Source organism: Streptomyces huasconensis (assembly GCF_021028635.1).
Lineage (GTDB): Bacteria > Actinomycetota > Actinomycetes > Streptomycetales > Streptomycetaceae > Streptomyces > Streptomyces huasconensis.
In genome coordinates this window covers 7,850,735-7,876,167 of record NZ_CP086119.1, presented here as the reverse complement: position 1 = coordinate 7,876,167, position 25,433 = coordinate 7,850,735, and the positions used below count along the sequence as shown (strand labels likewise).

Genomic DNA, 25,433 nt, shown 5'->3' with positions numbered 1-25,433 from the left:
AAGTTAAGCGATCTGTCGACATCGGTGCAGTGACGATTCTGCGCACTCGTTCCGCGCAGGGGTGGCGACGCGGGGCGGGCAGCGAGGCTCGCGTGGGCGAGGGACGCGACAGGAATGGCGAGGCGTGCGAACACGGGGTGACGGGGAGGACGCGGCCCGGCCGGAGCGGTCCGGCGGGCGGGCCGGTGGTCCGGATGCGGGCGGCGCGGCGGCGGCCGGGCCCGCCAGGGGTGGGCTGGTGGGCAGGGCCGAGGAGCTGGCGGCGCTGCGGCGGCTCCTCGCCCAGGGCAGGCTCGTCACGGTGGTGGGCGGCGCGGGCATGGGCAAGAGCCTGCTCGCCGAGCATGTGGCCGCCGCGGTGGGGGGTTCGCTGCCGGACGGCGTCGTGCGGGTGCGGTGGTGGGATGGGGGGCCGGGTCGCACACGTAGGCGAACGGTCGCGCAGACGGTGGCCGTGGCACTGGACGGGGAGGTGGGGCCGGGCGAGGACTCGGCGGCCCCGTCGGACTCCGTGGGTCCTCCGGGCGGCGGGGCGGCCGTGGGGGTGGCGCAGATCGCGGCGCGCCTGCGGTCCCGGCGCATGCTGCTGGTGCTCGACGACTTCGATCCCGTCCGGGTCGAGTGCGTACGTCTGGTGCGGGCACTGCTCGAAGAGGCTCCCGAGGTACGGGTGCTGGCTGCCGGACGTCACCCGCTGGGGCTCGGTGACGAAACGGTGCTGCGCCTGGGGCCGCTCGCCGTCGCGGGGGACGCGGGGCAGGGCGTCAGAAGCCCCTCCGACGCCGATGCTGGTGCCGATATTGCTGGGCGCTCGGAGGCGGGCCCTGCCGTGGCCCTGTTCCTGGAGCGGGTGCGGGCCGTCCGGCGGGGAAGCACGCGCGCCGGCCTTGAGCCGGAACCGGCGAGTGCCGACGACGATCCGTCGTCGTACGCCCGAACCGGCCCCGCCTCTCGTCCCGACGCCGGGCCCCGCCGTGACGGTGATCCGTCCGACCTGCGCGCCGCCCGCGAGATCTGCCGGCGGCTCGAAGGCGTACCGCTGGCCATCGAGTTGGCGGCGGCGCAGGCGGCGGACCGTTCCTTGGGCCGGCTCGCGCGGATGCTGGAGTCCGGGCAGGGCTGGCTGGCGACGCGGGATGCCCCCCTGCGCAGGCACCGGTCGCTGCGGGCCGCCGTCGGCGCGGGGTACGCGCTGTGCGGGGCGGCGGAACGCACTGTCTGGGCCCGGCTCAGCGTGTTCGCGGGAGACTTCGACGAGGACGCGGCGGTGTTCGTGTGCGCAGGCGGCGGGCTCGGCGCGCAGGACGTGCCGGCCGCGCTGGCCCGGCTTGTCCTCGCCTCCGTCGTGGAGCCGGCCCACGACCCGGGCGGCGTCCTGACGCCCCGCTTCCGCATGTCCGCGGCGGTCCGCGAGTTCGGCGCCGAGCGCTTGCGGTCCGCAGAAGAGGCGGCCGCCGCCATCAGCCGCCATCTGTACTGGTACGGCCATGTCGCCTCCATCGCCCACCACTTGTGGACCTCCGGCCTGCACGAACGGGCCACCGCGCTCGTCCGCGACGGTGAGGCCGACCTGTGCGCCGCGCTCACCCGGCCGCCGAGCGGCGCGGACCAGGCGTCGATGGCGCTCGCCCTGGCCGTGGACCTGTGGTTCTGGTGGGCTCTGTGCGGCAACGCCCGGGAGGGCCGCGAGCACCTGTTGCGTCTGCTGCCCCTGGGCCGGACCGATACGCCGGTCTGCGGGCAGGCGCTGTGGCTGGCCGGCTGGCTGGCCGTGTGCACCGGCTCCCCCGACGCCACCGACCTCCTCGGCCAGGCCTGGCGCGTGGCCCTGCTCGCGGGCGACGACGCCACTGTGGGGAGGGTCTGCCACGTATTGGGTGCGCTCGCCCTGGACGAGGGCAGGACGGAGCGGGCCATCGCGCATCTGCGGGAGGCCGCGGACACGCTTCCCGCGCACGCGGAGCACGGCCCGCCGACGGCCGTCAGCTGGGCGCTGCTGGCCGTGGCACAGGCCCAGGCCGGGCGGCCCCGCGACGCGAGGCGCAGCGTCCGTCGGGCCCTGGCCGGTTCCCAGCCGCGGCACGACCTCTGGACGCGCTGCATGACGCAGTACGCGCAGGCACTCGTCGATCATCTGCGCGGGCGCCGCAGCCGTGCGTGGCGCCGGGCCCACAAGGCGCTCGCGGGAGCCATCCGGATGGCGGGCGCCACGAGAGCCCCCGTGGCGCGCCGGGCGGACGGGGGCGGCGCGGCCCTCCTGACCGGAGAGGCGACTGGCGCGGCCGACGGTGTGGCGCTCCCGGCGGTCACCACGGTGGCCGGGCCGCCCGGCGCCGCGCTCGTCCACCAGCTGATCGCGGACATCGCGGGGGGCCGTCCGCCGAAGCCGTCCCTTACCGCGCGGCCGGGCTCTGGCCGGTAGCGCGACGTCTGCGGCGGGGCGACGAGTATGCGACCGCGGCGCGGTACGCCTCGGATTTGGCACCGGAGCCCTCGGTCACGCTGATCGGAGACTCGCGGCGGCAGGCAGGCGGATCGCGGACATCGCGGGGGGCCGTCCGCCGAAGCCGTCCCTTACCGCGCGGCCGGGCTCTGGCCGGTAGCGCGACGTCTGCGGCGGGGCGACGAGTATGCGACCGCGGCGCGGTACGCCTCGGATTTGGCACCGGAGCCCTCGGTCACGCTGATCGGAGACTCGCGGCGGCAGGCAGGCGGATCGCGCTGCTGTCCAACATCCCCGAAAGGCTGGCCGTGCACTACGAAGAGCGGCACGCCTGGCTCAAGCCCTTCCAGGTGCGCGCGTTCTCCTGCCGCATCGGCCACGCCAAGCCCGAACCGGGCGCGTACCGCTGGTGTCTGGACGCCCTGGGCACCGAGGCGGGCCGGGTGCTGTTCGTCGACGACCGCGAGGAGAACGTCCGGGCCGCCGAGGCCGGCGGCCTGCGCGGCCACCTCTTCACCATCCCGGCCGACCTGCGGGAGGCGCTGCGGAAGGAGCCGCGCCTCAGCGCGTGATCGCACCCAGCAGCGCCTTGGCGCACAGGTCCCGCACCTGTTCGCGCGTCAGCTCCGGTTCCGTGAGCCACTCCAGGCAGACGGCCACCAGGAAGGCGAGCCAGCCCCGCACCGCGAGGCGCAGCGCGGGCGGATCTTGGATGATGTCCGTGGCCCGCGGGTCCGCGGCGAGGGCCGCGAGGATCTGCCGCTCCTGGGCCGCGAGGCCCTCGCCATAGACCTCGCGGACCAGCGGGTCGCCCGCCGCCTCGGCCCGGTGGAAGGCGCGGAAGCCCTGCGCGTGGCTCTCCACATAGCCGAGGAAGGCGTCGAGTCCGGCGGTGATCTGCTCCCGCACAGGCAGGCCCGGCACCGCCGCCGTCAGGCGCAGCATGCGCTCGCTCTCGCGCTGCACGACGGCAGCGAAGAAGTCCCGTTTGGTCGGGAAGTAGTGATACAGGAGTCCACGCGAGACGCCCGCGATCTCCGCGACCCGCTCGATCCACACATCGTCGTAGGGCTTCAGCGCGAAGAGGCGCGCCCCGACGGAAAGCAGCTGCTCACGCCGCTCCTGCGTGCTCATCCTGCGGCGCGTGCGCTCTTGTGGGTTCGCGGCCATGCGGGCACTTTACTCGACTTACTTGACGCGAATTCAATAGCGGGATCAGACTGAGGGCGCTTGTTGAATCCACGTACAACAGGTCGCCGCGGGGTCGGCCCGCGGCGCCAACCGGACGGCTGGACAAGGGAGATGGCTCATGGCGCAGACGACGCGGTCCGCGGCGGAGCAGCCGGCGTCGGCGGCTCCCCCGCCGTCCCCGCCGCCCCCGCCCAAGGGCTTTCGCAGCGCGGAGCTGGGCTGGCCGGAGCTGCGCCGCATACCGCACCCGCCGCGCCGCCTGCCCTTCCTCGGCGACGTCCTGGGGGCCGACGCGCGGACGCCGTTGCAGGATTCGATGCGGATGGGGCAGCGTCTTGGGCCCATATTCCGGCGCAAGGCGTTCGGCAAGGAATTCGTCTTCGTGTGGGGCGCCGGCCTCGTCGCCGACCTGGCCGACGAGTCGCGCTTCGCCAAGCACGTGGGCCTCGGGGTGGCGAACCTCCGTCCGGTCGCGGGTGACGGGCTGTTCACGGCGTACAACCACGAACCCAACTGGCAGCTGGCGCACGACATCCTCGCCCCGGGCTTCAGCCGTGAGGCGATGGCGGGGTACCACCCGCTCATGCTGGACGTCGCCCGGCAGCTGACGGCGCGCTGGGACGAGCGGGAGTCGGCGGGCCGCCCGGTGGACGTGCCGGGCGACATGACGAAGCTGACGCTGGAGACGATCGCCCGCACCGGCTTCGGGCACGACTTCGGCTCGTTCGAGCGGTCGGCGCCGCACCCCTTCGTGCGGGCCATGGTCGGCACGCTGTCCTTCGCCCAGCGCCGCAACGTCGTCCCTCCGCTGCTGGCCCCGCTGGTGCTGCGCGGCGCCGGCCGGCGCAACGACGCCGACATGGCGTACCTCAACCGCACCGTGGACGCGGTGATCGCCGCCCGCCGTGCCGCGTCCGGGCCGGGCGGCCACGGTGATCTGCTCGACCGCATGCTGGAGGTGGCCCACCCGGAGACCGGGGAGCGGCTGTCTGTGGAGAACATCCGCCGCCAAGTCATCACCTTCCTTGTCGCGGGGCACGAGACGACCTCCGGAGCGCTGTCGTTCGCGCTGCACTACTTGTCGCGTTCCCCAAAGGTGCTCGCCCGCGCGCGGGCGGAGGTCGACGAGGTGTGGGGCGCCGAGGGGGAACCCGCGTACGAGCAAGTGGCCAAGTTGCGGTACGTACGCCGGGTGCTCGACGAGTCGCTGCGGCTGTGGCCGACCGCTCCCGCGTTCGCCCGCGAGGCGCGCGAGGACACCACGCTCGGGGGTGAGCACCCTATGCGCCGGGGCGCGTGGGCGCTGGTCCTCGCCACGATGCTGCACCGCGATCCGGCCGCGTGGGGCGAGCGTCCGGAGGAGTTCGACCCCGACCGGTTCGCCCCTTCAGCGGTACGCGCGCGGCCCGCCCATGTCTTCAAGCCGTTCGGCACCGGTGCGCGGGCCTGCATCGGACGTCAGTTCGCGCTGCACGAGGCGACGTTGGTGCTCGGCCTGCTGCTGCGCCGCTACGACCTGCACGCCGATCCCGGCTACCGGCTGCGCGTCGCCGAGCGCCTGACCCTCATGCCGGACGGCCTCACTTTGCGGCTCACCAGGCGCTCACCGGCCGTGTAGGAGCGCCGTTGTCAGACCCGTGCGCGAGAGTGGGGGTGGGCATCGCCGCGATGCCGCCCACGCCATCCAGCGCAGAGGAGTCGCTCGACATGACCGGCACGACGTCCGAGGAACTGCTCGCCGCCCAGGCCTGCTTGCGTCTGCTGCACACCGCGCGCGCCGCGCTCTCCGACCCCGCGGCGGTCCCACCGGCCGCCGCGGCGACGCTGCTGGCGGGCCCCATCGCGGAAGCGGACGACGCGCTGCGCCGCGCCGGCCTCGCGGGGAACGAAGCGGTGCTCATCGACCGCATCTATGACCTGACGCCACCCGCGCCCCCGCGCTCGCCGGAACCGCCGGCCACCGCGCCCGCCCCTGTCGCCCGCTCCTGCGCACGGAAGGGCGGCCGGTCATGAGCGCCTCGGCGGGCAGCCCGGCCGAGGGCAACGCCTCGTACGGCCACAAGGAGTTCAAGCGGTCCAAGAGCCACTTCGCGGACCGTGTCACCGCCGATGGCCGAGACGGCTGGCCGGTGGAGGCGGGGCGGTACCGCCTGGTGGTGAGCCGCGCCTGTCCGTGGGCGGGGCGTGCGCTGGTGGCCCGGCGGCTGCTCGGCCTGGAAGGCGCCCTGTCCCTCGCGGTCACCGACCCGATCCAGGACGACCGGAGCTGGCGGTTCACGCTGGACCCCAGCGGCCGCGACCCGGTCCTCGGCATCCGCTTCCTGAGCGAGGCGTACGACGCGCGGGAGAGCGGCTATCCGGGCGGCGTCAGCGTGCCCGCCCTCGTGGACGTACCGAGCGGCAAGCTGGTCACGAACGACTACCAGCAGATCACCCTGGACTTCACGACCGAGTGGACGTCGCTGCACCGCGAAGGGGCGCCGGACCTCTATCCCGAACCGCTGCGCGACGAGATCGACACGGTGATGGAGGGCATCTACCGTGACGTCAACAACGGCGTGTACCGCGCGGGTTTCGCCTCGGAGCAGAGTGCGTACGAGGCGGCGTGCCGCGATGTGTTCCGCCGCCTGGAGCTGACCTCGGAGCGGCTGGCGAGGCGGCGTTACCTCGTCGGGGAGACCATCACGGAGGCGGACATCCGGCTGTTCAGCACGCTGGTGCGGTTCGACGCGGTGTACCACGGCCACTTCAAGTGCAACCGCTGGAAGCTGTCCGAGGACCGGGTGCTGTGGGCGTATGCCAGGGATCTGTTCCAGACGCCGGGGTTCGGGGACACCATCGACTTCGACCACATCAAGCGGCACTACTACCAGGTGCACGCGGGCATCAACCCCACCGGGATCGTGCCGCTCGGCCCCGACCTCGCCGGGTGGCTGACGCCGCACCACCGTGCGGAGCTGGGCGGACGGCCGTTCGGCGACGGCACACCGCCGGGCCCGGTGCCCGCCGGGGAGGAGGTGCCCGCCACCGGGCGGCCCTGACCGGCACGGCCTCCGCGGCGCGCCTGGCCGGGCGGCGGTCAGTGCGGCCGCCAGGTGAACTTGTCGCCGCCGACCCAGCGCACGGTGTCCGGGTCGTCGAGGTCGTGCACGGTGATGCCGGCCATGGAGGCCGCGTCCAGGACGTCCGTGACGGTCTTCGCCGTGCCGACCACCTCACCGTCGATCTCCACGATGCGGAACGGCGGGCTGCCGGGCTGGACCCCGAGGACCGTGATCCGGGGACGCGCCGTGTACGGGTAGTCGCTCATGCCGGGAACTCTTCCACGAGGCCCCGACGGACCGCCTCGCCAGTCGGCCGCTCGGGCTACTCCTCCGCCCGCCTGCCGTTCGACCGCGCCGAGACCGTCCCGGAGACCGGCGAACCCACCGGGTTCGTCAAGGACTTCGCCGTCAAGGGGCTGAGCCGGGACGGTCACCGGGCGCGCTGCGCGTGCTCGGCGTGCCGTGGGCGTCGCCCGACCCGCAGTACGGGCGGCTCGCCAAGAGCCTGGACGACGCGATCGGCCACGGCATCACCACGGTCGTCGATCACAGGGCTCCCTCGATGACCTCGCACTGTTCGAGCGTTCCCGCGCCGAGGGGTGCTGCGTTCGCGGATCGTGGCCGCCCTCTTCCGTGGCTCGCTGACCGTGGGCAAGCCGGCCGGACCGAGAGGGCTGAGACCACCGGAGACGCACCGTCATCCGCTCGTGACCAGGCAAGACAACGGTTGGTTGGGGGTGGTGCGGGCGGTGGTTGTTTGATCGCTGCGGGGCCTGCTCGCTTGGATGACGGCGGTCGGTACGCGGTTGTCCGGTGATCGGTGGGAGGTGCGCGCGGTGGCGGGGAGGCGGTCGCTCGGGCGGCGGTTCGGGTGGCTGTGGGCGGCGTACACGGTCAGCACGTTCGGTACGCGGCTCGCGTTCGACGCGTTCCCGCTCGTCGCGATCCTGGTGCTGCACTCCGGTGCCACGGAGGTGGCCGTGCTCGCCGCTTCCGGCCTCGCGGTGGGCGCGGCCGTGGCGGTGCCGCTCGGGCCATGGGTGGAGTTCCGCCGCAAGCGGCCGGTGATGGTCGCGATGGACCTGGTGCGGTGCGTGGCACTGCTGAGCGTGCCCGTGGCGTTCGCGCTCGGGGTGCTCGGCTTCGCGCAGCTACTCGTCGTGTCGGTCGTCGTCGCCGCGGCCGACATCATGTTCAGCGCGGCGAGCGGTGCCTTCCTCAAGGCACTCGTACCGCCCCGGGACCTCCTCGTCGCGAACGGGCGGTTCGAGTCGACGACCTGGACGGCCACCATGCTCGGGCCGCCGCTGGGCGGGGCGGTGGTCGGCCTGTTCGGCCCCCTGGCGACCGTGGCCGCCGACGCGGCCAGCTATCTGCTCTCGGCGCTGGGCCTCCGGGCGGTCGGCGGCGAAGAGCAGCGGCCGGTGCGCGCTTTCGCCGCGCACCGGCCGCGGGCGGGCGACCTCCTCGACGGGTGGCGGCACCTCCTCGCCGACCCCGTTCTGCGCCCGCTGTTCTTCAACTCGGTGCTGGTCAACGGCTTGATCATGGCGGCCTCGCCGCTGCTGGCCGTCCTGATGCTCGGGAGCCTCGGCTTCACGCCCTGGCAGTACGGTCTCGCCTTCGCGGTGCCGTGCGTCGGCGGACTGATCGGCTCGCGGTTGTCCCGGCGGCTCGTGGCGCGGTACGGACAGCGCACGGTCCTGTTCACCGTCGGCGCGCTGCGCGCGTGCTGGCCGCTCGGCCTGGCCTTCGTCCGCCCCGGCGTCGCCGGTCTCGTCCTCGTCATGGCCGTCGAGCTGGGGCTGATCACCTGCTCGGCGATGTACAACCCGGTGATCGCCACCTACCGTCTCGAACAGACCCCGGCCGACCGCGTCGCCCGCGTCCTGACCGCCTGGTCGGTCACGAGCAAGGCCTCGATCGCGGCGATGACCGCCCTGTGGGGACTGCTGGCCGCCGCCACCGGGCCCCGCGCCGCGATCGCGGGGGCCGGGCTGCTCCTGCTGGCCACCCCGCTGCTGCTGCCCCGCAAGGACCACACCTCCCGCCGGCCGCCGACCGGAGTCTCACCCTGAAGCTGAGGATGAGACCACGGCTGCCCCACGGCTCCTGTTTTCGCCTCCCTCCGCACGACCGGACAGCCTCACTTGTTAATGGGATTCATTTTCATATAGCGTCGGGGCGTCACCCCGCCCCACACCCCAGGAGGACGTCATGGCCGTACCCAAGCGGAAGATGTCGCGCAGCAACACCCGCCACCGTCGCGCCCAGTGGAAGGCCAGCACGCCGCAGCTGGTGCCCGTCACCGTCGACGGCACGCGGCACATGGTCCCGCAACGGCTGCTCAAGGCGTACGAGCGCGGCCTGCTGCGCCCGGAGAGCTGAGCGCCGAACCGCATGACGCACACATCGACCGCCCCTCCCGGCCGACTGCCCGTGACCGTCCTGTCCGGCTTCCTCGGCGCGGGCAAGACCACGCTGCTCAACCACGTCCTCGGCAACCGCGAGGGCCTGCGCGTAGCGGTGATCGTCAACGACATGAGCGAGGTCAACATCGACGCGGCCCTGGTGCGCGGCGGCGAGGCCGCCCTGTCGCGCACCGAGGAACGCCTGGTCGAGATGACCAACGGCTGCATCTGCTGCACCCTCCGCGACGACCTGCTGGAAGAGGTCGACCGGCTGGCCCGCGAGGGCCGCTTCGACCATCTGCTCATCGAGTCCAGCGGCATCTCCGAACCGATGCCGGTGGCCGCGACGTTCGCCTTCCCCCGTGACGACGGCGCGACGCTCGACGATCTCGCCCGCCTCGACACGATGGTCACGGTCGTGGATGCCGCCAACTTCCTGCCGGAACTGACCGGCGGGGACGGCCTCGTGGAGCGCGGACTCGACCAGTACGAGGACGACGAGCGCACCGTCAGCGACCTCCTGATGGATCAGGTGGAGTTCGCCGACGTCATCGTGCTCAACAAGCTCGACCTCGTCGACGCGGACACCGCCGAGCGGCTCGCGGCCACCCTCGCGCGCCTCAACCCCCTGGCCCGGCTGGTGCCCGCCACCCGGGGCCGGGTGGACCTGGCCCAGGTCCTCGACACCGGCCTCTTCGACCTGGAGCGCGCCCAGCAGGCCCCGGGGTGGGTGCGGGAGCTGAACGGCGACCACGTCCCCGAGACCGAGGAGTACGGCATTTCGAGCACGGTGTTCCGTGCCGGACGGCCTTTCCATCCGGAGCGGTTGTGGTCCTTCGTCACGGAGGAGATGGACAGCGGGGCCTTCGGCCGCATCCTGCGCTCCAAGGGCTTCTTCTGGCTGGCGAGCCGCCCCCGGGTCACGGGGTTGTGGTCGCAGGCCGGTTCGGTGGCGCGCTTCGAGCCCTCGGGGGCGCGCACGGCGGACGACGCGCAGGGCCAGGAACTGGTTTTCATCGGCACGGAGTTGCGTGCCGGGCCGCTGCGGGCCGCGCTCGACCGCTGCCTGCTCACCGAGGGCGAGAAGGCGCCGTTCGACGACCCCTTCCCGGCGTGGGAGACACACGGCGTCGACGCCTGCGAGGCGGAGGAACGGCCGGTCGCGCCCGCGGTGGCGGCCTCGGGCCGGTCCGCGTAGCACGCGGTACCCCGGGGTGCGGCGGTGTGCGGTGCGGACGGTCGCCGCTCACACACCGCCGCACACCGGGCGGGTGCGTGCCGCGTACGAACGGGCCGCCACGAGCAGCCCGCCGCCCAGGCCCGCGAAGCACAGCCCGCCGAAGGCCACCATCCAGGTCATCCCCGCGACGGTGGTGAAGACCCCCACGGGTTCGACCGCGGGCACCACGCCCACCGCGCTGAGCAGGGCGTATACGAGGAGGCCCGTGCCGTACGCCGTCAAGGCGCCGCCGGTCAGCCAGGCGGGGATCAGCGGCAGCAGCCGCGGGACGCGCCGCCCGGCGAGCGGCCACGTCCAGCGCGGGAACACCTGCCCCCAGCGGTACATCAGGCCGGTCAGCAGGAACACCCCGAGCAGCGCCGCCAGCACGGTCACGTCGATGCCCAGCGAGGCGAGGACGCGCGCGGCGCCCGACGCCTGCGCCTCCACGTCGTGCTGCCAGGCCTCACCGCTCACGCCGAGCGCGTCGCCGCCGAGGAGCCAGACGGTCTTGACCACGGCCCAGGGCAGCAGCCCGCACATGAGGACGTACGCCGTCGCACGGGTCCGCGCCGACGCGGTGGAGGCCGGGGGGTGGACCCACGTGCCGCCGCCCCGCCCTTGATGCGCGCCGCCGCAGCGGGCGCACCGGCCGCGCAGCCTGCGGCGGCGCGCGACGGCGACCCTGAGGAGGAGCCCGGCGCCGCAGGTGTGGAGGAGCGCGTGGGCGAGCCCGGTGGCGCTCTCCACACCAGCACCCGACACCAGCGTCACGAAGTGCATCGGCAGCCCGATCGCGCCCCACGCGAAAGCGGGGATCAGCAGGGCGAGCGAAACCCCGACCACGTCGCGGCCGGTTGGGGCGCGGTGCGCGGAAGCAGCGGCCCGGCAGGCGACGGCGGCCAGGACGGCAAGGGCGGCCTGGGCGAGGTGAAGGGCCGCCGGCTGGTGCGTGTGCGCCGTGAGCGGCACGGCGGTGCCGGTCGCGGCCCAGCCCACGAGGAGCAGGGCGTAGAGCCCGCCCCAGACCTGAGCGGCGAACGGTGCCCGGTCGGGCGGGCGGCGGGCGGCGGTTCTCCGCCGTGCGCGCGTGGTCCCAGAGCTGCTCGCGGAGACCGTCACTGTTTCTCCTGGGGTAAGGGGTCTAGAGGTAAGGGGCGAGAACGCCGATCCCTCCGAGCCTTTCGCGCTCGCGCGGCCGCCACGTCGCCCTCCGGGCCCGGTCTCCTCCCCCGGGCGGCGGAGCCCCGCGCCCGCCGATCACCCTGCGACGGTCATCCGGGCGGTGTCAGGCGCACGGTGCGCCTCTTGTCGGCTCGATCATGTACGGGGCAGGGTGGCCGGTACATCCGTCACCACCGACGCGCGAGGTGCAGGAATGGACAGCGGAGCAGGACCGGCCGGGGCTGCCGGGAGCCGTCCGGGGCGGCGGCGGTTCATGGCGGCGCTTGCGGCCGGGGCGCTGTCCTCGGCCGCGGCATGCGGTTCCCCGGACCCGTCGGCCCGCGAGAGCCCTGGCCGTAAAACCCCCGGCGGGACACGCCGGGGCGAGGCCCCCGACCCGTCCGCCGCACACCGCCCCGTCCGCGAGGGGCGGTTGTTCCTCGGGACGTACACCTCCCAGGACGGCGGCGGCTCGGGCATCGGGCTGGCGACGTACGACGAGATCACGGGCCGCGTCACCGGCACCGGCACGCTCACCGGTGTGCCCGACCCCTCCTATCTGGCGCTGCACCCTTCGGGTCGCACGCTCTACTGCGTCAACGAGCGGGAGAAGGGCGGTGTGACCGCCGTCGCGCTCTCGTCCGACGGCAAGCATGAGGTCCTGGGGACGCGAGGGACGGGCGGGGCGGGGCCCTGCCACCTCTCCGTGCATCCGAGCGGGCGTTGGCTGCTCAGCGCGAATTACGGCTCGGGCAGCGTGGCCGTCCACCCCATCGACGACTCGGGCGCCCTCGGCGAGCGGACGGACGTCGTCGCGCACTCCGCCCCGCCGCCGGGCCCGGGCCAGGAGGGTCCGCACGCCCACCAGGTCATCACCTCCCCCGACGGGCGGCATGTCCTCGCCGTCGACCTGGGCAACGACACGGTCCACACCTACCGGCTCGACGGTGACGCGGGCACGCTCCGGCAGGTCTCCCACGCGACGTTGCGCCCCGGCGCGGGGCCGCGCCACCTCACCTTCCATCCCTCGGGGCGCTTCGCCTATCTCGCCAACGAGCTGGACGACACCGTCGTGGTCTGCGCGTACGACCGCGCCACCGGACGCCTCAAGCCGGGCGAGCCGCAGGCGACGGGCTCGGGCGGGGGCGACAACTACCCGGCGCAGATCGCCGTGACGCGCGAAGGGCGCTTCGCCTTCCTCGCCAACCGGGGGCACGACAGCCTCGCCCGGTACGCGGTCGAGGGCGGCGGCGCCCGGCTGCGGCTCCTGGGCACGGTGCCGGTGCGCGGGGAGTTCCCCCGGCACCTCGCGCTCTCACCCTCCGAGCGGCTGCTGTTCACCGCGAACCAGAAGTCGGATTCGGTGAGCGTGTTCCACGTGGACCGGCGCGGCGGTGAACTGCGCCTCGCCGACAAGCCGTTCCGGGCGCCAGTCGCGGTGTGCGCGCTGCCCGCTACGGCTTCGTGAAGCGGACGTCGCGGGCCCGGGCGACGATCTCGACCTCGTCGCCGAGGGCCCACTCGGCGACGCGCGAAACCACCGCGGCGGGCACCAGGTCGCTGATGCCTTCCGCCGCAGGGATGTCGTACGTCGCGTGGGCGTCATGCGGCAGTACGACACGGAAGCCGAGTTCCAGGGTGGTGCGCGCGGTGGCGCTCACGCACATCTCGGACATGACGCCGCAGACGGCGAGGTCCGTGACTCCGGCGTCCCGCAACAGCTCCTCCAGGCCGGTCTCCTCGAAGCCGTCGTCGACGGCCTTGCGTACGACGGTCTCGCCGTGCTCGGCCTCGACGGGCAGGTGGAGCCGCCAGCCGGGCGTTCCGGGTGCGTCGGGGGCGCCGGGTTCCCCGTCGTTCTGGAGCTGGACGACGAGCGCGCCGCTCTCGCGCGCCCGGGCCAGGAGGTCCCGGACCCGGTCGAGCAGGCGCCGGGCGTCGGGTACGGCGCCGTCGCCGGTGACGAAGGCGGACTGCATGTCGACGAGGATCAGGGCCTGAACGGGTGCGGGGGCCGCCTCCGGCGTGACAGGCCCCGCGGGTATCGGTCGCCCGGCGGGCTTCGGCTGCGTGTTCACGCGCCCATCATGCCCGCCGCCGATCATGTACCGCGGAACATTTCCCGCCGAACCCCGCGCCCCGGACCGCGACGCCGGGGGCCGCCCTGGGTAACGTACCCGCGTATGAGCACGGAACTGACCGTCTTCCTCGTCGTCGCAGCCGTCCTGGCCGCCGTGACGCTCGGCGTCGCGGTCGTGCTGCTCATACGCCTCGTCCGCACCCGCCGCGCCCTGCGCAGAGCCGGGCTTCCCGTCGAGCGGCAGTGGGTGTTCTGGGGTGCGGTCGCCTATCTCCTGCTGCCCGCGGACCTGCTCCCCGACCCCGTCTACCTGGACGACATCGGGGTGCTGCTCCTCGCGCTGCGGTCGATGCGGTCAGCCGCCGACGGGCCGCCCGCGCCGGGTCGCTGAGAGCCGGGCGGCCTTCGTCAGCAGGGCGTGCATGCACTCCGTCACCTGGGAGACGTCCGCGACGGTCTCGTGGAAGGGCAGGCGTACGTCGGCCTGGCTGCGGGCGCGTTCGAGGCGCAGGGAGATGCCGTGCCGGTCGATGGCGAGCGGCCGGACCCGCACCACGCCCTGCAGGCTGTCGGGGCTGACCAGGCGGGTGAGTTGTTCGACGGCGTCCGGGTGGGCGTCCGCGAGGTGGGTGAGCAGCCGCGACTCGGCCTCGGCGAGCGGGTCGGGGACGGTCAGGGCGAGTTCGTCCAGTTCGATGCCCTGGCGTTCGCCGTTCGACTCGTGCAGCACCGCGCAGGTCGGCTCGAGGAACAGTTCCTCCCCGTCGTACGCCAGCGAGCCGGAGAGATACAGGCGGGCGCGAATTCGGTCCCTGAGCGGTACGGGCGCGACGTCGACGAACTCCACCAGCGTGGACGGCTCGCCGCGCGGCGCGCAGATGACGGCGGCGGCGAGGGCACTGTCCTCGGGCGGGCGCAGCCGCAGCCTTCCGTCCTCGGTGAAGCTGTGCGCGCCGACGAGTTCGTCCCTGCCGATCTCCGTGGTCACCGCGCAGGACCACGCGGTGGCGAGCACGGAACGAGCGCGTGCCGCCGCTGTGGGCACGATCGCGCTGCTGTGACGGACACCCATCCTCAACCTCCATTAGGTAAGCCTTGCCTAACTTATCGGAGATCGGGGAGCGGGGCCAGTACACGAAGCCGTTCGTCCCGGCGGGCCTCTTCCAGAGGTCACCGCCCGCTAGCCGCGCAGGGGCCGCCCTGCCTGGTGCAGGCTCTTGAGCGCTTGGCCGTACGAAGCGATCAGGGAGGTCTGGAGGTAGCTCACCCCCAGTTCGTCGCAGTAACGGCGGACCAGGAGCTGGGCCTTGCGCAGGTTCGGGGAAGGCATGCTGGGGAAGAGGTGATGCTCGATCTGGTAGTTCAAGCCGCCCAGCGCCACGTCGGTCAGGAAACCACCGCGTACGTTGCGGGAGGTGAGGACCTGACGACGCAGGAAGTCAGGGCGGTCAGGGCCGGTGATCGTGGGCATGCCCTTGTGGTTAGGGGCGAAGATCGAGCCGAGGTAGAACCCGAACAGGCACTGGTGCACGAGGAGGAAGGCCACCGCCTTGCCCGGGGGCAGGACGAGGAACAACGTCGCGAGGTACAGCGCGAAGTGCCCGAACAGCAACGTCCCTTCGAGCCGGCGCTGCTTGAGCGACCGGTCGGTCAGGCCCCGTACTCCTGCGGCGTGGAGGTTGAAGCCTTCGAGCGCCAGCAGGGGGAAGAACAAGAACGCCTGGACACGGCCGATAAGGCGGGGCAGGCCACTGGCCGCCCTGGCCTGGGCCTGGCTCCAGACCAGGATGTCGGGGGCCACGTCGGGGTCGAGTTCCTCGTGGTTGGGGTTGGCGTGGTGGCGTGAGTGCTTGTCCTGCCACCAGCCGTAGCCCATGCCGATTCCCAGGTTGCCGGCGAGACGCCCGATCAGCGCGCTCGAACGGGTCCTGCGGAACACCTGGCGGTGACCGACATCGTGGGCGACCAGGGCGACCTGCCCGAAGACCAGGGCGAGGAACGCGCCGACCGCGAGCGTCCACCAGCTGTCACCGACAGCCACGAGGGCGAACCAGCCTCCCGCGTAGGCGGCGAAGACCATCGCCATGCGCACGCCGTAGTAGAAGGGCCTGCGCCGCATCAGTCCGGCGTCTTTGATCTCCTTCGACAGGCGGGCGAAGTCACTGCCCGTCCGGCGCACCTGTGGGGCGACAGCCACCTTCGCCTGTTCCGGCGCCTGCGTGCTCATCGCCGGCCCTGTCGTCGAGAGGGACGGCATTGACGTTCCTGTGGCCCGACCGGGCAGGTACGGGCAGGAAGGGGAGTGCGGAGGGTGGTGGGCATGATGCCTCTTCTTCCGCCACGCGCCCGGTCGCTCGGACGTCGGAACAGACCGTCACAGCGGTATCGGGGAGGGCGGTATTGACGGGATGTGTCACGCCGCCATGACGACGCGTCGTGCGGATCGGGCCCGCAGGGCCTGACGCGTCGCTAGATTCCGGCCCGCGTCCATGACCTCGTACGGACGCCGGTACGTCTTCCCGGAGTTCACAGAAGAGCAGCCAGGGGCTGGGGCATCCTGTTCTGCACAGTACAGCAGCGCCCTGTTTACAGCGCGTAAAGGCCGTGTACGGCACAGGAGTTCACTTTGGGCCGCGCGCCCGTGGACGGCACAAGCGCCCGGCTGGGATGTCCCAGCCGGGCGCTTGCCCGAACCCTTCCTCACACCTCAGTCATCCGCTTTCCATTCGTGGCTCCTGAGGCTGGACCACAGGCTTGCTGTCTGCCCGTCGGTCCGTTCAGCAGGGGAGAGTGGTCTTGCCGGCCGCGCCCGTGGCGCCGGTGGTGCCGTTGGCCGTGAGGGTGGCCGCGGTGCCGTTGCCACCGGGCTTGCCGGGGCAGACCGGGCTGGCCGCGCCGCCGGCGCCGCCCCTGCCGCCGGTGAATCCGCCACCGACGATGGACGCACCGCCGTTGCCGCCCTTGCCGCCGGCGATACCGGCACCGGCATCGCCTACGCCGCCGACTCCACCCTTGCCGCCGGTACCGCCGAGCTTGGCCGCACCGCCGAAGCCGCCGTTGCCGCCGTTGCCGTTGGCGCCACCGGCACCGCCGGTACCACCTGCGCCGCCGGTGCTCATGGTGCCGTCGGCGTTGCCGCCGGCGCCTCCGGTTCCGCCGTTGCCGTTGGCGCCGGCCGCGCCCCCAGTGCCGCCCAGGCCGCCGATACCGCCGTTGGTGCCCACGCCGTTGGCGCCGTTGGCGCCGGGCAGCCCGAGGATGCCGAAGCCGGTGGCCGTACGGGAGCTGCTCGTCTCGGCCCGGGCCGTCGCAGAGGCAAGGGTGGGGGTGAAGGCCAGGCCGGCCACGGCGATCGCGGCGATCAAGGCTGTACGGGGAATGAGGGTGGTGCGCGTGGAGCGCATGAGGTACGCCTTCCCTTTCGCCCAGTCGGAGAAATTCTCCGGCTGACACTCATAACCTAGCCCGAAAGAACGCCCGATTCGTCACGCTGAATGATCGAATGACTTATATGGCCTGATTGCTCGATTGTTGGCTCAGGTTCGGTTCACAGCAACGCGTGCGGGTACTTTTCGGCGCGGCCCTGGAAGGCCAGGATCGCGGGGTTCTGGACGGTTCCGCCGCGGATCTCGATCGCGCGGCGAATCGTACGGTCCCCGTCCCAGCCGGTCGGTCCTTGCAGGACCGGCCGCAGAAACGGGATCAGCGCCTCGCTGTTCTCCCAGGTGGCCGCGTCCCACAGGTAGGAGGGGCTGTGGTCCACGGCGTAGTAGTGGACCTGGTCGCCGACGGTGAACATCGGCTCGTCGAAGGTGGTGGGGCGAGACCAGGCGAAGCCCATGCCCTCGTCGCAGGAGACGTCGATGACCAGGGTGCCGGGCGCGAGCTTCGGCACATCCTCGTCCAGCAGGAACATCAGCGGCGCCGCGGTGTCCTGGAGCACACAGTTGACGATGATGTCGTGCCCGGCCAGGAACTCGGCCAGCGCCTGCGGGCCGTTGTCGGTGAGTGCGACGCTGCGCCGCGGGTCGCTGCTGTCGTCGGCCACGTCGTGGTCGAAGTGAACGATGCGTGCCGAGTGGATCGGGGAGCTGACGGCGGCGACCCCGCGGGCAGTCAGCACGTCCACGTCGTGGACGCCCAGCGCGCTGAGCGCGGTCACCGCGCCACGGGCGGTGGCGCCGAAGCCGATCACCACCGCGCGCCGCCGACGCCCGTAGTCACCGGTCGATCCGGTCAGCTGCATGGCGTGCAGCACCGACGAGTAGCCGGCCAGCTCGTTGTTCTTGTGGAACACGTGCAGGCTGAACCCGCCCTCCCGGGTCCAGTGGTTCATCGCCTCGAAGGCGATGACCGTGAGTCTGCGGGCGATGGCGGCCTGCGTGACCTTCTGGTCCTGCACGCAGTGTGGCCACCCCCACAGCACCTGCCCCTCCCGCAGCTCCGCCAGATCCTCGTGCAACGGTTTGGCCAGCAGGATGACGTCACACTCCGCGATCAGTTCCTCGCGTGAGCGGAATCCCGCGACCCATGGTGAGAGTTGGCCGTGCGAGACGCCGAAGTGCGCTCCGTAACCGGTCTGCAGATAGATGTGAGGCCGAAGAGCGGCGTCGAGGCGTTCGAAGTGCGCCGGGTGGATCGGCAGACGACGCTCGTTCTCTTTGCGGGTCTGCGACATGATTCCGAGCTTGAGTAGCGGCAAAGCACCCCTTTGGTTACTGCCTGTTTAACACACCTTCGGGCGCGCGGGCTTGCTCGGCAGTGCTGCTTCGGGCCGGGCGCTCTGATGAGCGCCCGGCCCGGGCTTCCTCGATCGACCCATCCGGCCGTTCGCGGGGACGTACCGTTTCTGAGGTGTCAGTGTCCCCGGCTGATCCACTCCTGAAGGTGCGGCGCCTCGGCGCCGACCGTCGTGCTCTCCCCGTGGCCGGTGCGCACCACCGTCTCGGGCGGCAGCGTCAGGAGCCGCTCCCTGATGGACTCCACGATCGTCGGGAAGTCACTGAACGAGCGGCCCGTGGCGCCCGGCCCGCCGGCGAAGAGCGTGTCCCCGGTGAAGACCGTGCCGAGGTTCGCGGCGTACAGGCTGACCGCGCCGTGGCAGTGGCCCGGCGTGTGCAGCACCCGCAAGGCCGTGCCCGCGACGGCCAGTTCCTGCCCGTCGGCCAGTTCGCCGTCGGGGGCCCGGTCGGGGTGGGTGAGCTTCCACAGCTCCGTGTCGGCCGGGTGCAGCAGGATCGGCGCGCCGGTTCGGGCGGCGAGCGCCGGGGCCGCGTCGATGTGGTCGTCGTGCGCGTGGGTGCAGACGATCGCCACGAGCCGCCGCTCCCCCACCGCGTCCGCGATGGCGTCCGCGTCGTGCGCGGCGTCGATGACGACGCACTCGCTGTCGTCGCCCACGATCCATACGTTGTTGTCGACCTCCCAGGTCCCGCCGTCCAAGGAGAACGTCCCGGACGTCACGAGATGGTCGACGCGGGCGCCGGACGCGCCGCCCCTCGACTCGGCCGCCATCAGAACGTCACCACCGAACGCAGGACGTCGCCGTGGTGCATCCGCTCGAACGCCTTCTCCACGTCCTCCAGAGCGATGGTCTCCGTGACGAACGCGTCCAGGTCCAGGCGGCCCTGCCGGTAGAGGTCGATGAGCATCGGGAAGTCGCGCGAGGGCAGACAGTCCCCGTACCAGCTCGACTTGAGCGCGCCGCCGCGCCCGAAGATGTCGAGGAGCGGCAGTTCGATCTTCATCTCCGGGGTCGGCACGCCGACGAGGACGACCGTGCCCGCGAGGTCCCGGGCGTAGAAGGCCTGTTCGTACGTCTCCGGGCGGCCGACCGCCTCGATGACGACGTCGGCGCCGTTGCCCCCGGTCAGCTCACGGATGGCAGCGACCGGCTCGGTGGTGCGGGAGTTGACGGTGTGGGTGGCGCCCAGCTCCTTCGCGGTCCGCAGCTTCTTGTCGTCGATGTCGACGGCGATGATCTTCGCGGCGCCCGCGAGGCGGGCGCCCACGACGGCGGCGTTGCCGACGCCGCCGCAGCCGATGACGGCGACCGAGTCGCCGCGGCCGACGCCCCCGGTGTTGATCGCGGCGCCGATGCCGGCCATTACACCGCAGCCGAGGAGGCCCGCCGCGGCCGGGGACGCCTCGGGGTCGACCTTGGTGCACTGCCCGGCGGCGACGAGGGTCTTCTCCGCGAAGGCGCCGATGCCGAGAGCGGGTGACAGCTCGGTGCCGTCGGCCAGGGTCATCTTCTGCTTCGCGTTGTGCGTGTCGAAGCAGTACTGGGGGCGGCCGCGCAGACAGGCGCGGCACTGGCCGCACACGGCACGCCAGTTGAGGATCACGAAGTCGCCGGGCGCGACCTCGGTGACGCCCGCGCCGACCGACTCGACGACGCCCGCCGCCTCGTGCCCGAGCAGGAATGGGAAGTCGTCGTTGATGCCGCCCTCGCGGTAGTGCAGGTCGGTGTGGCAGACCCCGCACGCCTGGACCTTCACCACGGCCTCTCCCGGCCCCGGGTCCGGGACGGTGATCGTCTCGATCCGTACCGGCTCGCCCTTCGCGCGGGCGATCACGCCTCGCACCTGCTGCGCCATGACTTCAGCCCTTCTCTCCGTCCAGGTCTTTCCCGACCATCGTTACAGGTCGATCACCTCGTGTCCCCGGCGGCACCCGAACGGGCAGGAGCACGGCACGGCGCCGCGCGGCCTAGGGTGATCACGTGTCCGATCTCGCCGCCCAAGCCCTTCTGCCGGTCAACACCGCGCTCGCCGTGGTCCTGCTCGTGCTGCTGCTCGCCGCCGCGGCGATGGCGGCGGTCTGCCGGCTCTCCCCGGACGGCTCGCGCGGCAGGGCGCGCGAGATCCTGGTCGCCGGGGCCCGCGCCACCGCCCAACTGGCCGTGGTCTCCCTGGCCATCGGCTGGGTGGTGCACCACACGGCGGCGCTCTTCGCCTTCCTGCTGCTCATGTTCGCCGTGGCCACGCGCACCGCGGGGCGGCGCATCACGCCCAACGGCACGTGGTGGTGGGCGGCGCTGCCGATCGCGGGCCCGGTCGTCCCGGTGGTGACCGGCCTGACCCTGGCCGGGCTGCTCCCCGTGCGGGGCATCGCGATGATCCCCGTCACGGGCATCCTCATCGGCGGCGCGCTGACCGCGACGGTGCTCGCCGGCCGCCGCTCCCTGGATGAACTGCGCACCCGCCACGGCGAGTTCGAGGCGGGCCTGGCCCTCGGCCTTCCCGACCGCGACGCCCGCCTGGAGCTGGCCCGCCCGGCCGCCTCGGACGCCCTGCTGCCGGGCCTCGACCAGACCCGCACGGTCGGCCTCGTCACCCTCCCCGGCGCCTTCGTCGGCATGCTCCTGGGCGGCGCGTCCCCGGTGCTCGCGGGCGCCGTGCAGCTGTTCGTGCTGATCGCCCTGATGGCGGTCCAGGCGGTGGCGGTGGCCCTCACCGTCGAACTGGTCTCCCGGGGCCGGCTGCACCGCGAGGAGCCGAGCCCTTCCGGGCAGGCTCAGGGGCGGGCGTAGGCTCGGCCCCATGTCTGTCTACGAAGAAGAAATCGGCGCCCTGCGGGGCGGCTCCGCCGACCTGCGCCAGTTCGAGGGCAAGACCGTCCTCGTCGTCAACGTCGCCTCCAAGTGCGGCCTCACCCCGCAGTACGCGGGCCTGGAACGGCTCCACGAGCAGTACGCGGCGCGCGGCTTCAGCGTGCTCGGCGTGCCCTGCAACCAGTTCATGGGCCAGGAGCCCGGCACCTCCGAGGAGATCGCCGAGTTCTGCTCGGCGACGTACGGCGTGACCTTCCCGATGACGGAGAAGGTCGACGTGAACGGCGAGGGCCGGCACCCGCTGTACGCGCGCCTCGTCGACACGGCGGACGCCGAGGGGCACACCGGGGACATCCGCTGGAACTTCGAGAAGTTCCTGGTGGACGGCTCCGGCAAGGTCGTCGCCCGCTTCGGCCCGCGCGTCGAGCCGGACGCCCCGGAGGTCGTCGCCGCGATCGAGGAGCACCTCCCGGCCTGATCCTCGCCTTGGCCCGGCCGGCGCCCGGTCGGGCCTCGGCCGGAGGCACTCGGACGAGGGGGAGGCGAGGCGATACGTCCAGGCGGACGAAGCCGATCTGCGGACCCGCGGGCGCGATCCTACGGTGACTGAATGGTCATCAGGTACCTTTCGCGCTCCTCCTCCGTACGGATCGCGACCCTCGCGCTCGGGCCTCTGGTCCTCCTGTCCACACCCGCCACGGCGGCCGGCCTGCCCGCCGAGCCCGCGCCGCCCCGGCCTGTTCCCGCGTACTCCTCCACCCTCCTGGACCGGCCGGGCGTCCAGGTCCGGCCCGGGCCCGCCGCGCCCGGGCTGCCCCGTGACGTCACCGCCCTCGCCTGGCTGGTGGCGGACGCCAACACGGGTGAGGTGCTCGCCGCCAAGGACGCGCACCGCCCGCTGCCGCCCGCCTCCACGCTCAAGTCCCTCTTCGCCCTCGCGGCGCTCCCCCGCCTCGACCCGCACCAGCGGCACGTCGTCACGCAGGACGAGCTGGACCGCGTCGGCGACGGCAGCAGCCTGGTCGGCGTGGCGCCGGGCCGCGCCTATCGCGTCGCCGACCTGTGGCGCGGGGTCTTCCTCAGCTCCGGCAACGACGCGGTGCACGTCCTCGCGCGGCTCAACGGCGGGATGCGCAGGACCGTGGAGCAGATGCGCGCGAAGGCCCGTGAGCTGGGCGCCCGGGACACGCACGTGGTGTCGCCCGACGGCTACGACGCCGCCGGGCAGGTCTCCTCGGCGTACGACCTGGCGGTCTTCGGCAAGGCGGGGCTCGCCGACCCGGCGTTCACCCGCTACTGCTCGACCCCGGTCGCCGAGTTCCCCGCCGGCGGCTGGTCGTACCCCATCCGGAACACCAACCGCCTGCTGACCGGCGCCGACGGAGTGGCGCCCTACCCGGGGCTGCTCGGCGTCAAGAACGGCTACACCAGCCACGCGGGCTCCACCTTGATCAGCGCGGCCCAGCGCGGCGGGCGCACCCTGGTCGTGACGGTGCTGAATCCGCAGGTGAGCGGCGCGCGGGCGGTGTACGAGGAGGCGCGGTCCCTGCTGGACTGGGGCTTCGCGGCGGCCGGGAAGGTACGGCCCGTGGGCTCGCTGCTGCCGCAGACCACGGCGAACCGCACCGCGCAGGGTCCCGTGCACGCCGCCACCACCGAGGACAAGGCCGTGCGGGCGGAGCCGCAGCGCTCCGACTGGCCCGCGGTGCTGCTGGTGATCGCGGGGCTGGCCGCCGTCCTCGCGGGTGTCGTCATGGCGGTCCGGCGGCGCGCGGCCGCCACCGTGGCGCGGCGCGCGCACTTCAGGGGAGAGTACGGAGAGTACGTCGAGCGAGAACGGGCGAGGGGGCCATCGGGTGAGTGAACCGCTGGGGGTGGCCGTGCTGGGCGCCGGTCACATGGGGGCCGACCATGTGCGGCGGCTGGGCGAGACGGTGGGCGGGGCCCGCGTGGTGGCGGTCGCGGACCCCGACACGGCGCGGGCCGAGGCGGCGGTGGCGGGGCGGGAGCGGGTGACCGTGCACGGTGAGGCGCTCGCCGCGCTGGACGCTCCCGGGGTGGACGCGGTGCTGGTGGCCTCACCGGAGGCGGCGCACGAGGAGGCGCTGCTCGCCGCGTGCGCGCGGGGCCTTCCCGTCTTCTGCGAGAAGCCCCTCACGCCCGACTCGGCGGCAGCCCTGCGCGTCGTCGAGGCCGAGGCCCGCCTGGGGCGCAGGCTGATCCAGGTGGGGTTCATGCGCCGGTACGACGCCGAGTACGCGGCCCTGAAGACCCTGCTCGACTCCGGCGACCTCGGCCGCCCCCTCCTGCTGCACTGCGTCCACCGGAACGTGTCGTCCCCGCCGCGCTTCACCTCCTCGATGCTGATCAGCAGCTCGGTGTCCCACGAGATCGACGCGGCCCGCTGGCTGCTCGGCCAGGAGATCACCGCGGTGACGGTGGTCCGGCCGACGCCCTCGGGGAACGCGCCCGCGGGCCTGCTCGACCCGCAGCTGGTGCTGTTCGAGACGGCGGGCGGCGCCGTCGTCGACGTGGAGGTCTTCGTCAACTGCGGCTTCGGGTACGAGGTGCGCTGCGAGGCGGTCTGCGAGCACGGCAGCGCGCGGATCGGCGAGGCGGGCACGATGACCGTCCACGCGGCGGGCCGGGCGTGCACGGACGTGCCCCAGGACTACGTGGTGCGGTTCGCCGACGCGTACGACCGTGAGATACGGGCGTGGGTGACCGCCGCCCGCGAGGGCCGGGCCGTGGGACCGAGCGCGTGGGACGGTTACGCGGCGACGGCCGTCGCCGAGGCGGGCGTGGCGTCACTGCGGGACGGGGGACGCGTCACCGTCGACATGGCGGAGCGCCCGGCGCTGTACGGCGGGGACAGCGGCGGCTGAGGACTGCGGGCGGTCACGGCCGCCAGTAGCCGAGCGCGTGCACGCGGTGCTTGGGGACGGACAGGTCCTTGCGTACGTACGCGGCCAGGGCCCGGGTCGTCGTCGTGTCGCAGGTGATCCATACGTAGGCGTCCGCGGGATCGCCGAGCAGGCCGGGCAGGGCGGACTTCACCTCCTGGACGAGGTGGCCTCCGGAGAGACGGCGTTCGACGGGGCGCACGTCGTGCAGGCCGGGGTCGACGCGCGAGGCGGCGAGGTCGGCGTCGGGGCCGTGCCGGGTCTCGAACCAGATCGTGGCGGGAGTCCCCGGCAGCGCCGACAGCAGGGACGAGACGGCCGGGAGCGCCGCCGTGTCGCCGATGACGAACAGCCGTGCGGGCGCGGGGTCCGGGGCCTCGAAACCGGTGCCCTGGACGGTCGCCGCGATTCTGTCGCCGGGCGCCGCCGCGCGCGCCCAGTCGCTCGCGGGACCGTCGTGCAGCGCGAACTCGAGGGTGAACGTGCCCGCCGCCGGGTCGGGGTCGACCAGGGTGTACGCGCGCTGGTGCGGTCGGCCCGCGCTCTCGAACCACAGCCTGACCCACATCGTGGGGTGCACGCCGGTCCGGGCCAGCATGCCGCCGTCCGTGACGTGGACGCGCCGATAGTGCTCGGTGACGTCCTCGGTCCCCGTCACGGTGAACTCGAAGTCCTTGCCCCGCAGCAGCTTGAGGACGACACCCTCCCAGCCGTGACCCACGGCGGCTCCCCTCCCCCTGGACGATGCCCTCGGCATCGCGCGTGACCCTCTTGATCACGCAACTTAGGTTGCCTAACCCAGGCGTCCGGGTCGTCAGACACCGCCGAGCAACCGCGAGAGCCCTTGGTCGAGGTCGAGGCCGGTCTCCTCGCCGCCCGCGGGCACCGCGGCGTAGGACCGCGTCAGGAAGCGGCGCAGGGCGATCTTGTCGAACTGCACGAGGGCCATGCCCTGGTACGAGTGGAACTCCAGCACCGTCCGCGCCCGCCCGCACGGCCAGATGTGCACGTCGCCGCTGCCCGCGGGGGCGCTGAGACCGTCCTCCAGGAGTTGGCGGGCGAAGATCCAGGTGACCTCCGCCCCGTCGAGCGAGGCGGAGGAGGGGAACGTGATCTGGACCGCCAGCGGGTCCTCGGCCGAGTAGCGCAGCACCACGGGGAGGTTGCGCTCCTGGCCCTCCGGGGTGATGAGGCGGGCGCGGGTGGGCTGCTGGAGGGTGACGGCCATGATCGAGCTCCACTTCTGCGTTCTTCCAGTACTCGGGGTTCCGCTCATGGGGACCCCTGTGCCCTTACGACCCCGTGACGTGGGGTGTCATTACGGCATCGCGCCAACAGATCTGTGTGACCTGCACCACTCGCCCTGCTGGCGCCCCGGCCCCCCGGGGGTCGGCCGCGCTTCGCGCCTGTCGCGCTTGTCGAG

At 72.9% G+C, this 25,433-nt stretch carries 26 protein-coding genes; 14 read left to right on the top strand and 12 right to left on the bottom strand.

Annotated features, from left to right (window positions below; translation table 11 throughout):
- Positions 1–124: 124 nt before the first annotated feature.
- Entirely contained in the window at positions 125–2,422 is a 2,298-nt protein-coding gene (locus J2N69_RS34990) for an ATP-binding protein (RefSeq protein ID WP_230904316.1), read from the top strand.
- A 56-nt stretch (positions 2,423–2,478) separates the two neighbouring features.
- Positions 2,479–3,015 carry an HAD-IA family hydrolase gene (locus tag J2N69_RS36595; RefSeq protein WP_330166848.1) on the top strand — a complete coding sequence of 179 codons (537 nt, stop codon included), beginning with the start codon at positions 2,479–2,481 and terminating at the stop codon, positions 3,013–3,015.
- Here the strand turns inward: J2N69_RS36595 and J2N69_RS34980 are convergent.
- Positions 3,005–3,613 carry a TetR/AcrR family transcriptional regulator gene (locus tag J2N69_RS34980; protein ID WP_230904314.1) on the bottom strand — a complete coding sequence of 203 codons (609 nt, stop codon included), beginning with the start codon at positions 3,611–3,613 and terminating at the stop codon, positions 3,005–3,007. The two genes, J2N69_RS36595 and J2N69_RS34980, sit on opposite strands and share 11 nt — an antisense overlap.
- Before the next feature lie 139 nt (positions 3,614–3,752).
- Between J2N69_RS34980 and J2N69_RS34975 the strand changes: the two genes are divergently transcribed.
- From J2N69_RS34975 to J2N69_RS34965, 3 genes are all read left to right on the top strand, one after another.
- Complete coding sequence (locus J2N69_RS34975; protein ID WP_230904313.1) at positions 3,753–5,252, top strand: cytochrome P450; 1,500 nt, start codon at positions 3,753–3,755, stop codon at positions 5,250–5,252.
- A gap of 89 nt (positions 5,253–5,341) precedes the next feature.
- Positions 5,342–5,647: a hypothetical protein gene (locus tag J2N69_RS34970; RefSeq protein WP_230904312.1), complete on the top strand. Its 306-nt coding sequence runs from the start codon at positions 5,342–5,344 to the stop codon at positions 5,645–5,647.
- The gene (locus J2N69_RS34965) at positions 5,644–6,675 is read left to right on the top strand and encodes a glutathione S-transferase family protein (RefSeq protein WP_230904311.1); all 1,032 of its coding nucleotides are present in this window, start codon (positions 5,644–5,646) and stop codon (positions 6,673–6,675) included. The genes J2N69_RS34970 and J2N69_RS34965 overlap by 4 nt, the downstream gene beginning before the upstream one ends.
- A gap of 38 nt (positions 6,676–6,713) precedes the next feature.
- On the opposite strand, the gene J2N69_RS34960 is transcribed toward J2N69_RS34965, so the two are convergent.
- Complete coding sequence (locus J2N69_RS34960) at positions 6,714–6,944, bottom strand: hypothetical protein (RefSeq protein WP_230904310.1); 231 nt, start codon at positions 6,942–6,944, stop codon at positions 6,714–6,716.
- A gap of 570 nt (positions 6,945–7,514) precedes the next feature.
- Here J2N69_RS34960 and J2N69_RS34955 point away from each other — a divergent pair.
- From J2N69_RS34955 to J2N69_RS34945, 3 genes are all read left to right on the top strand, one after another.
- Positions 7,515–8,756, top strand: coding sequence for an MFS transporter (locus tag J2N69_RS34955; RefSeq protein ID WP_230905004.1), 1,242 nt, complete (start codon positions 7,515–7,517; stop codon positions 8,754–8,756).
- A 139-nt stretch (positions 8,757–8,895) separates the two neighbouring features.
- Positions 8,896–9,066 (top strand): 50S ribosomal protein L32, encoded by a 171-nt coding sequence (gene rpmF / locus J2N69_RS34950; protein ID WP_127909172.1) that lies wholly within the window; start codon positions 8,896–8,898, stop codon positions 9,064–9,066.
- 12 nt (positions 9,067–9,078) lie between these two features.
- Complete coding sequence (locus J2N69_RS34945) at positions 9,079–10,287, top strand: GTP-binding protein (protein ID WP_230904309.1); 1,209 nt, start codon at positions 9,079–9,081, stop codon at positions 10,285–10,287.
- 48 nt (positions 10,288–10,335) lie between these two features.
- Here the strand turns inward: J2N69_RS34945 and J2N69_RS34940 are convergent, their stop codons facing one another.
- The gene (locus tag J2N69_RS34940) at positions 10,336–11,430 is read right to left on the bottom strand and encodes a hypothetical protein (protein ID WP_230904308.1); all 1,095 of its coding nucleotides are present in this window, start codon (positions 11,428–11,430) and stop codon (positions 10,336–10,338) included.
- A 256-nt stretch (positions 11,431–11,686) separates the two neighbouring features.
- On the opposite strand from J2N69_RS34940, the gene J2N69_RS34935 reads away from it, so the two are divergent.
- Positions 11,687–12,940: a lactonase family protein gene (locus tag J2N69_RS34935; RefSeq protein WP_230904307.1), complete on the top strand. Its 1,254-nt coding sequence runs from the start codon at positions 11,687–11,689 to the stop codon at positions 12,938–12,940.
- On the opposite strand, the gene J2N69_RS34930 is transcribed toward J2N69_RS34935, so the two are convergent.
- A complete protein-coding gene (locus J2N69_RS34930) occupies positions 12,927–13,550 on the bottom strand; it encodes a cysteine hydrolase family protein (protein WP_408056856.1) in 624 nt (207 codons plus the stop codon). The genes J2N69_RS34935 and J2N69_RS34930 overlap by 14 nt on opposite strands.
- 105 nt (positions 13,551–13,655) lie before the next feature.
- On the opposite strand from J2N69_RS34930, the gene J2N69_RS34925 reads away from it, so the two are divergent.
- Positions 13,656–13,943, top strand: coding sequence for a DUF1232 domain-containing protein (locus J2N69_RS34925; protein WP_127909173.1), 288 nt, complete (start codon positions 13,656–13,658; stop codon positions 13,941–13,943).
- Here the strand turns inward: J2N69_RS34925 and J2N69_RS34920 are convergent.
- The 6 genes from J2N69_RS34920 to J2N69_RS34895 all read right to left on the bottom strand — a co-directional run bounded on the left by J2N69_RS34920 (position 13,908) and on the right by J2N69_RS34895 (position 20,151).
- Positions 13,908–14,624 (bottom strand): DUF2470 domain-containing protein, encoded by a 717-nt coding sequence (locus tag J2N69_RS34920; protein WP_230904306.1) that lies wholly within the window; start codon positions 14,622–14,624, stop codon positions 13,908–13,910. The two genes, J2N69_RS34925 and J2N69_RS34920, sit on opposite strands and share 36 nt — an antisense overlap.
- Before the next feature lie 108 nt (positions 14,625–14,732).
- Complete coding sequence (locus J2N69_RS34915; RefSeq protein ID WP_230904305.1) at positions 14,733–15,779, bottom strand: fatty acid desaturase family protein; 1,047 nt, start codon at positions 15,777–15,779, stop codon at positions 14,733–14,735.
- Between the two features lie 550 nt (positions 15,780–16,329).
- Complete coding sequence (locus J2N69_RS36455) at positions 16,330–16,956, bottom strand: hypothetical protein (RefSeq protein ID WP_269075653.1); 627 nt, start codon at positions 16,954–16,956, stop codon at positions 16,330–16,332.
- 143 nt (positions 16,957–17,099) lie between these two features.
- Complete coding sequence (locus J2N69_RS34905; RefSeq protein WP_230904304.1) at positions 17,100–18,254, bottom strand: N(5)-(carboxyethyl)ornithine synthase; 1,155 nt, start codon at positions 18,252–18,254, stop codon at positions 17,100–17,102.
- Positions 18,255–18,409: 155 nt separating this feature from the next.
- Positions 18,410–19,066 (bottom strand): MBL fold metallo-hydrolase, encoded by a 657-nt coding sequence (locus tag J2N69_RS34900; protein ID WP_230904303.1) that lies wholly within the window; start codon positions 19,064–19,066, stop codon positions 18,410–18,412.
- Positions 19,066–20,151, bottom strand: coding sequence for an S-(hydroxymethyl)mycothiol dehydrogenase (locus tag J2N69_RS34895; protein ID WP_230904302.1), 1,086 nt, complete (start codon positions 20,149–20,151; stop codon positions 19,066–19,068). The genes J2N69_RS34900 and J2N69_RS34895 overlap by 1 nt, the downstream gene beginning before the upstream one ends.
- Before the next feature lie 125 nt (positions 20,152–20,276).
- Between J2N69_RS34895 and J2N69_RS34890 the strand changes: the two genes are divergently transcribed.
- From J2N69_RS34890 to J2N69_RS34875, 4 genes are all read left to right on the top strand, one after another.
- On the top strand, positions 20,277–21,086 hold the full coding sequence (locus J2N69_RS34890; RefSeq protein ID WP_230904301.1) for an ABC transporter permease: 810 nt from the start codon (positions 20,277–20,279) through the stop codon (positions 21,084–21,086).
- A gap of 10 nt (positions 21,087–21,096) precedes the next feature.
- Positions 21,097–21,585, top strand: coding sequence for a glutathione peroxidase (locus tag J2N69_RS34885; protein WP_230904300.1), 489 nt, complete (start codon positions 21,097–21,099; stop codon positions 21,583–21,585).
- Positions 21,586–21,717: 132 nt separating this feature from the next.
- A complete protein-coding gene (locus J2N69_RS34880) occupies positions 21,718–22,971 on the top strand; it encodes a D-alanyl-D-alanine carboxypeptidase family protein (protein ID WP_230904299.1) in 1,254 nt (417 codons plus the stop codon).
- Positions 22,964–23,992: a Gfo/Idh/MocA family oxidoreductase gene (locus J2N69_RS34875; protein WP_230904298.1), complete on the top strand. Its 1,029-nt coding sequence runs from the start codon at positions 22,964–22,966 to the stop codon at positions 23,990–23,992. Before J2N69_RS34880 ends, J2N69_RS34875 begins: the two co-directional genes overlap by 8 nt.
- A gap of 13 nt (positions 23,993–24,005) precedes the next feature.
- Here the strand turns inward: J2N69_RS34875 and J2N69_RS34870 are convergent, their stop codons facing one another.
- Together J2N69_RS34870 and J2N69_RS34865 are read right to left on the bottom strand one after the other, a co-directional pair.
- On the bottom strand, positions 24,006–24,731 hold the full coding sequence (locus J2N69_RS34870) for a siderophore-interacting protein (protein WP_230904297.1): 726 nt from the start codon (positions 24,729–24,731) through the stop codon (positions 24,006–24,008).
- Between the two features lie 93 nt (positions 24,732–24,824).
- Positions 24,825–25,238 (bottom strand): SsgA family sporulation/cell division regulator, encoded by a 414-nt coding sequence (locus J2N69_RS34865; RefSeq protein WP_127909177.1) that lies wholly within the window; start codon positions 25,236–25,238, stop codon positions 24,825–24,827.
- Positions 25,239–25,433: the final 195 nt, after the last annotated feature.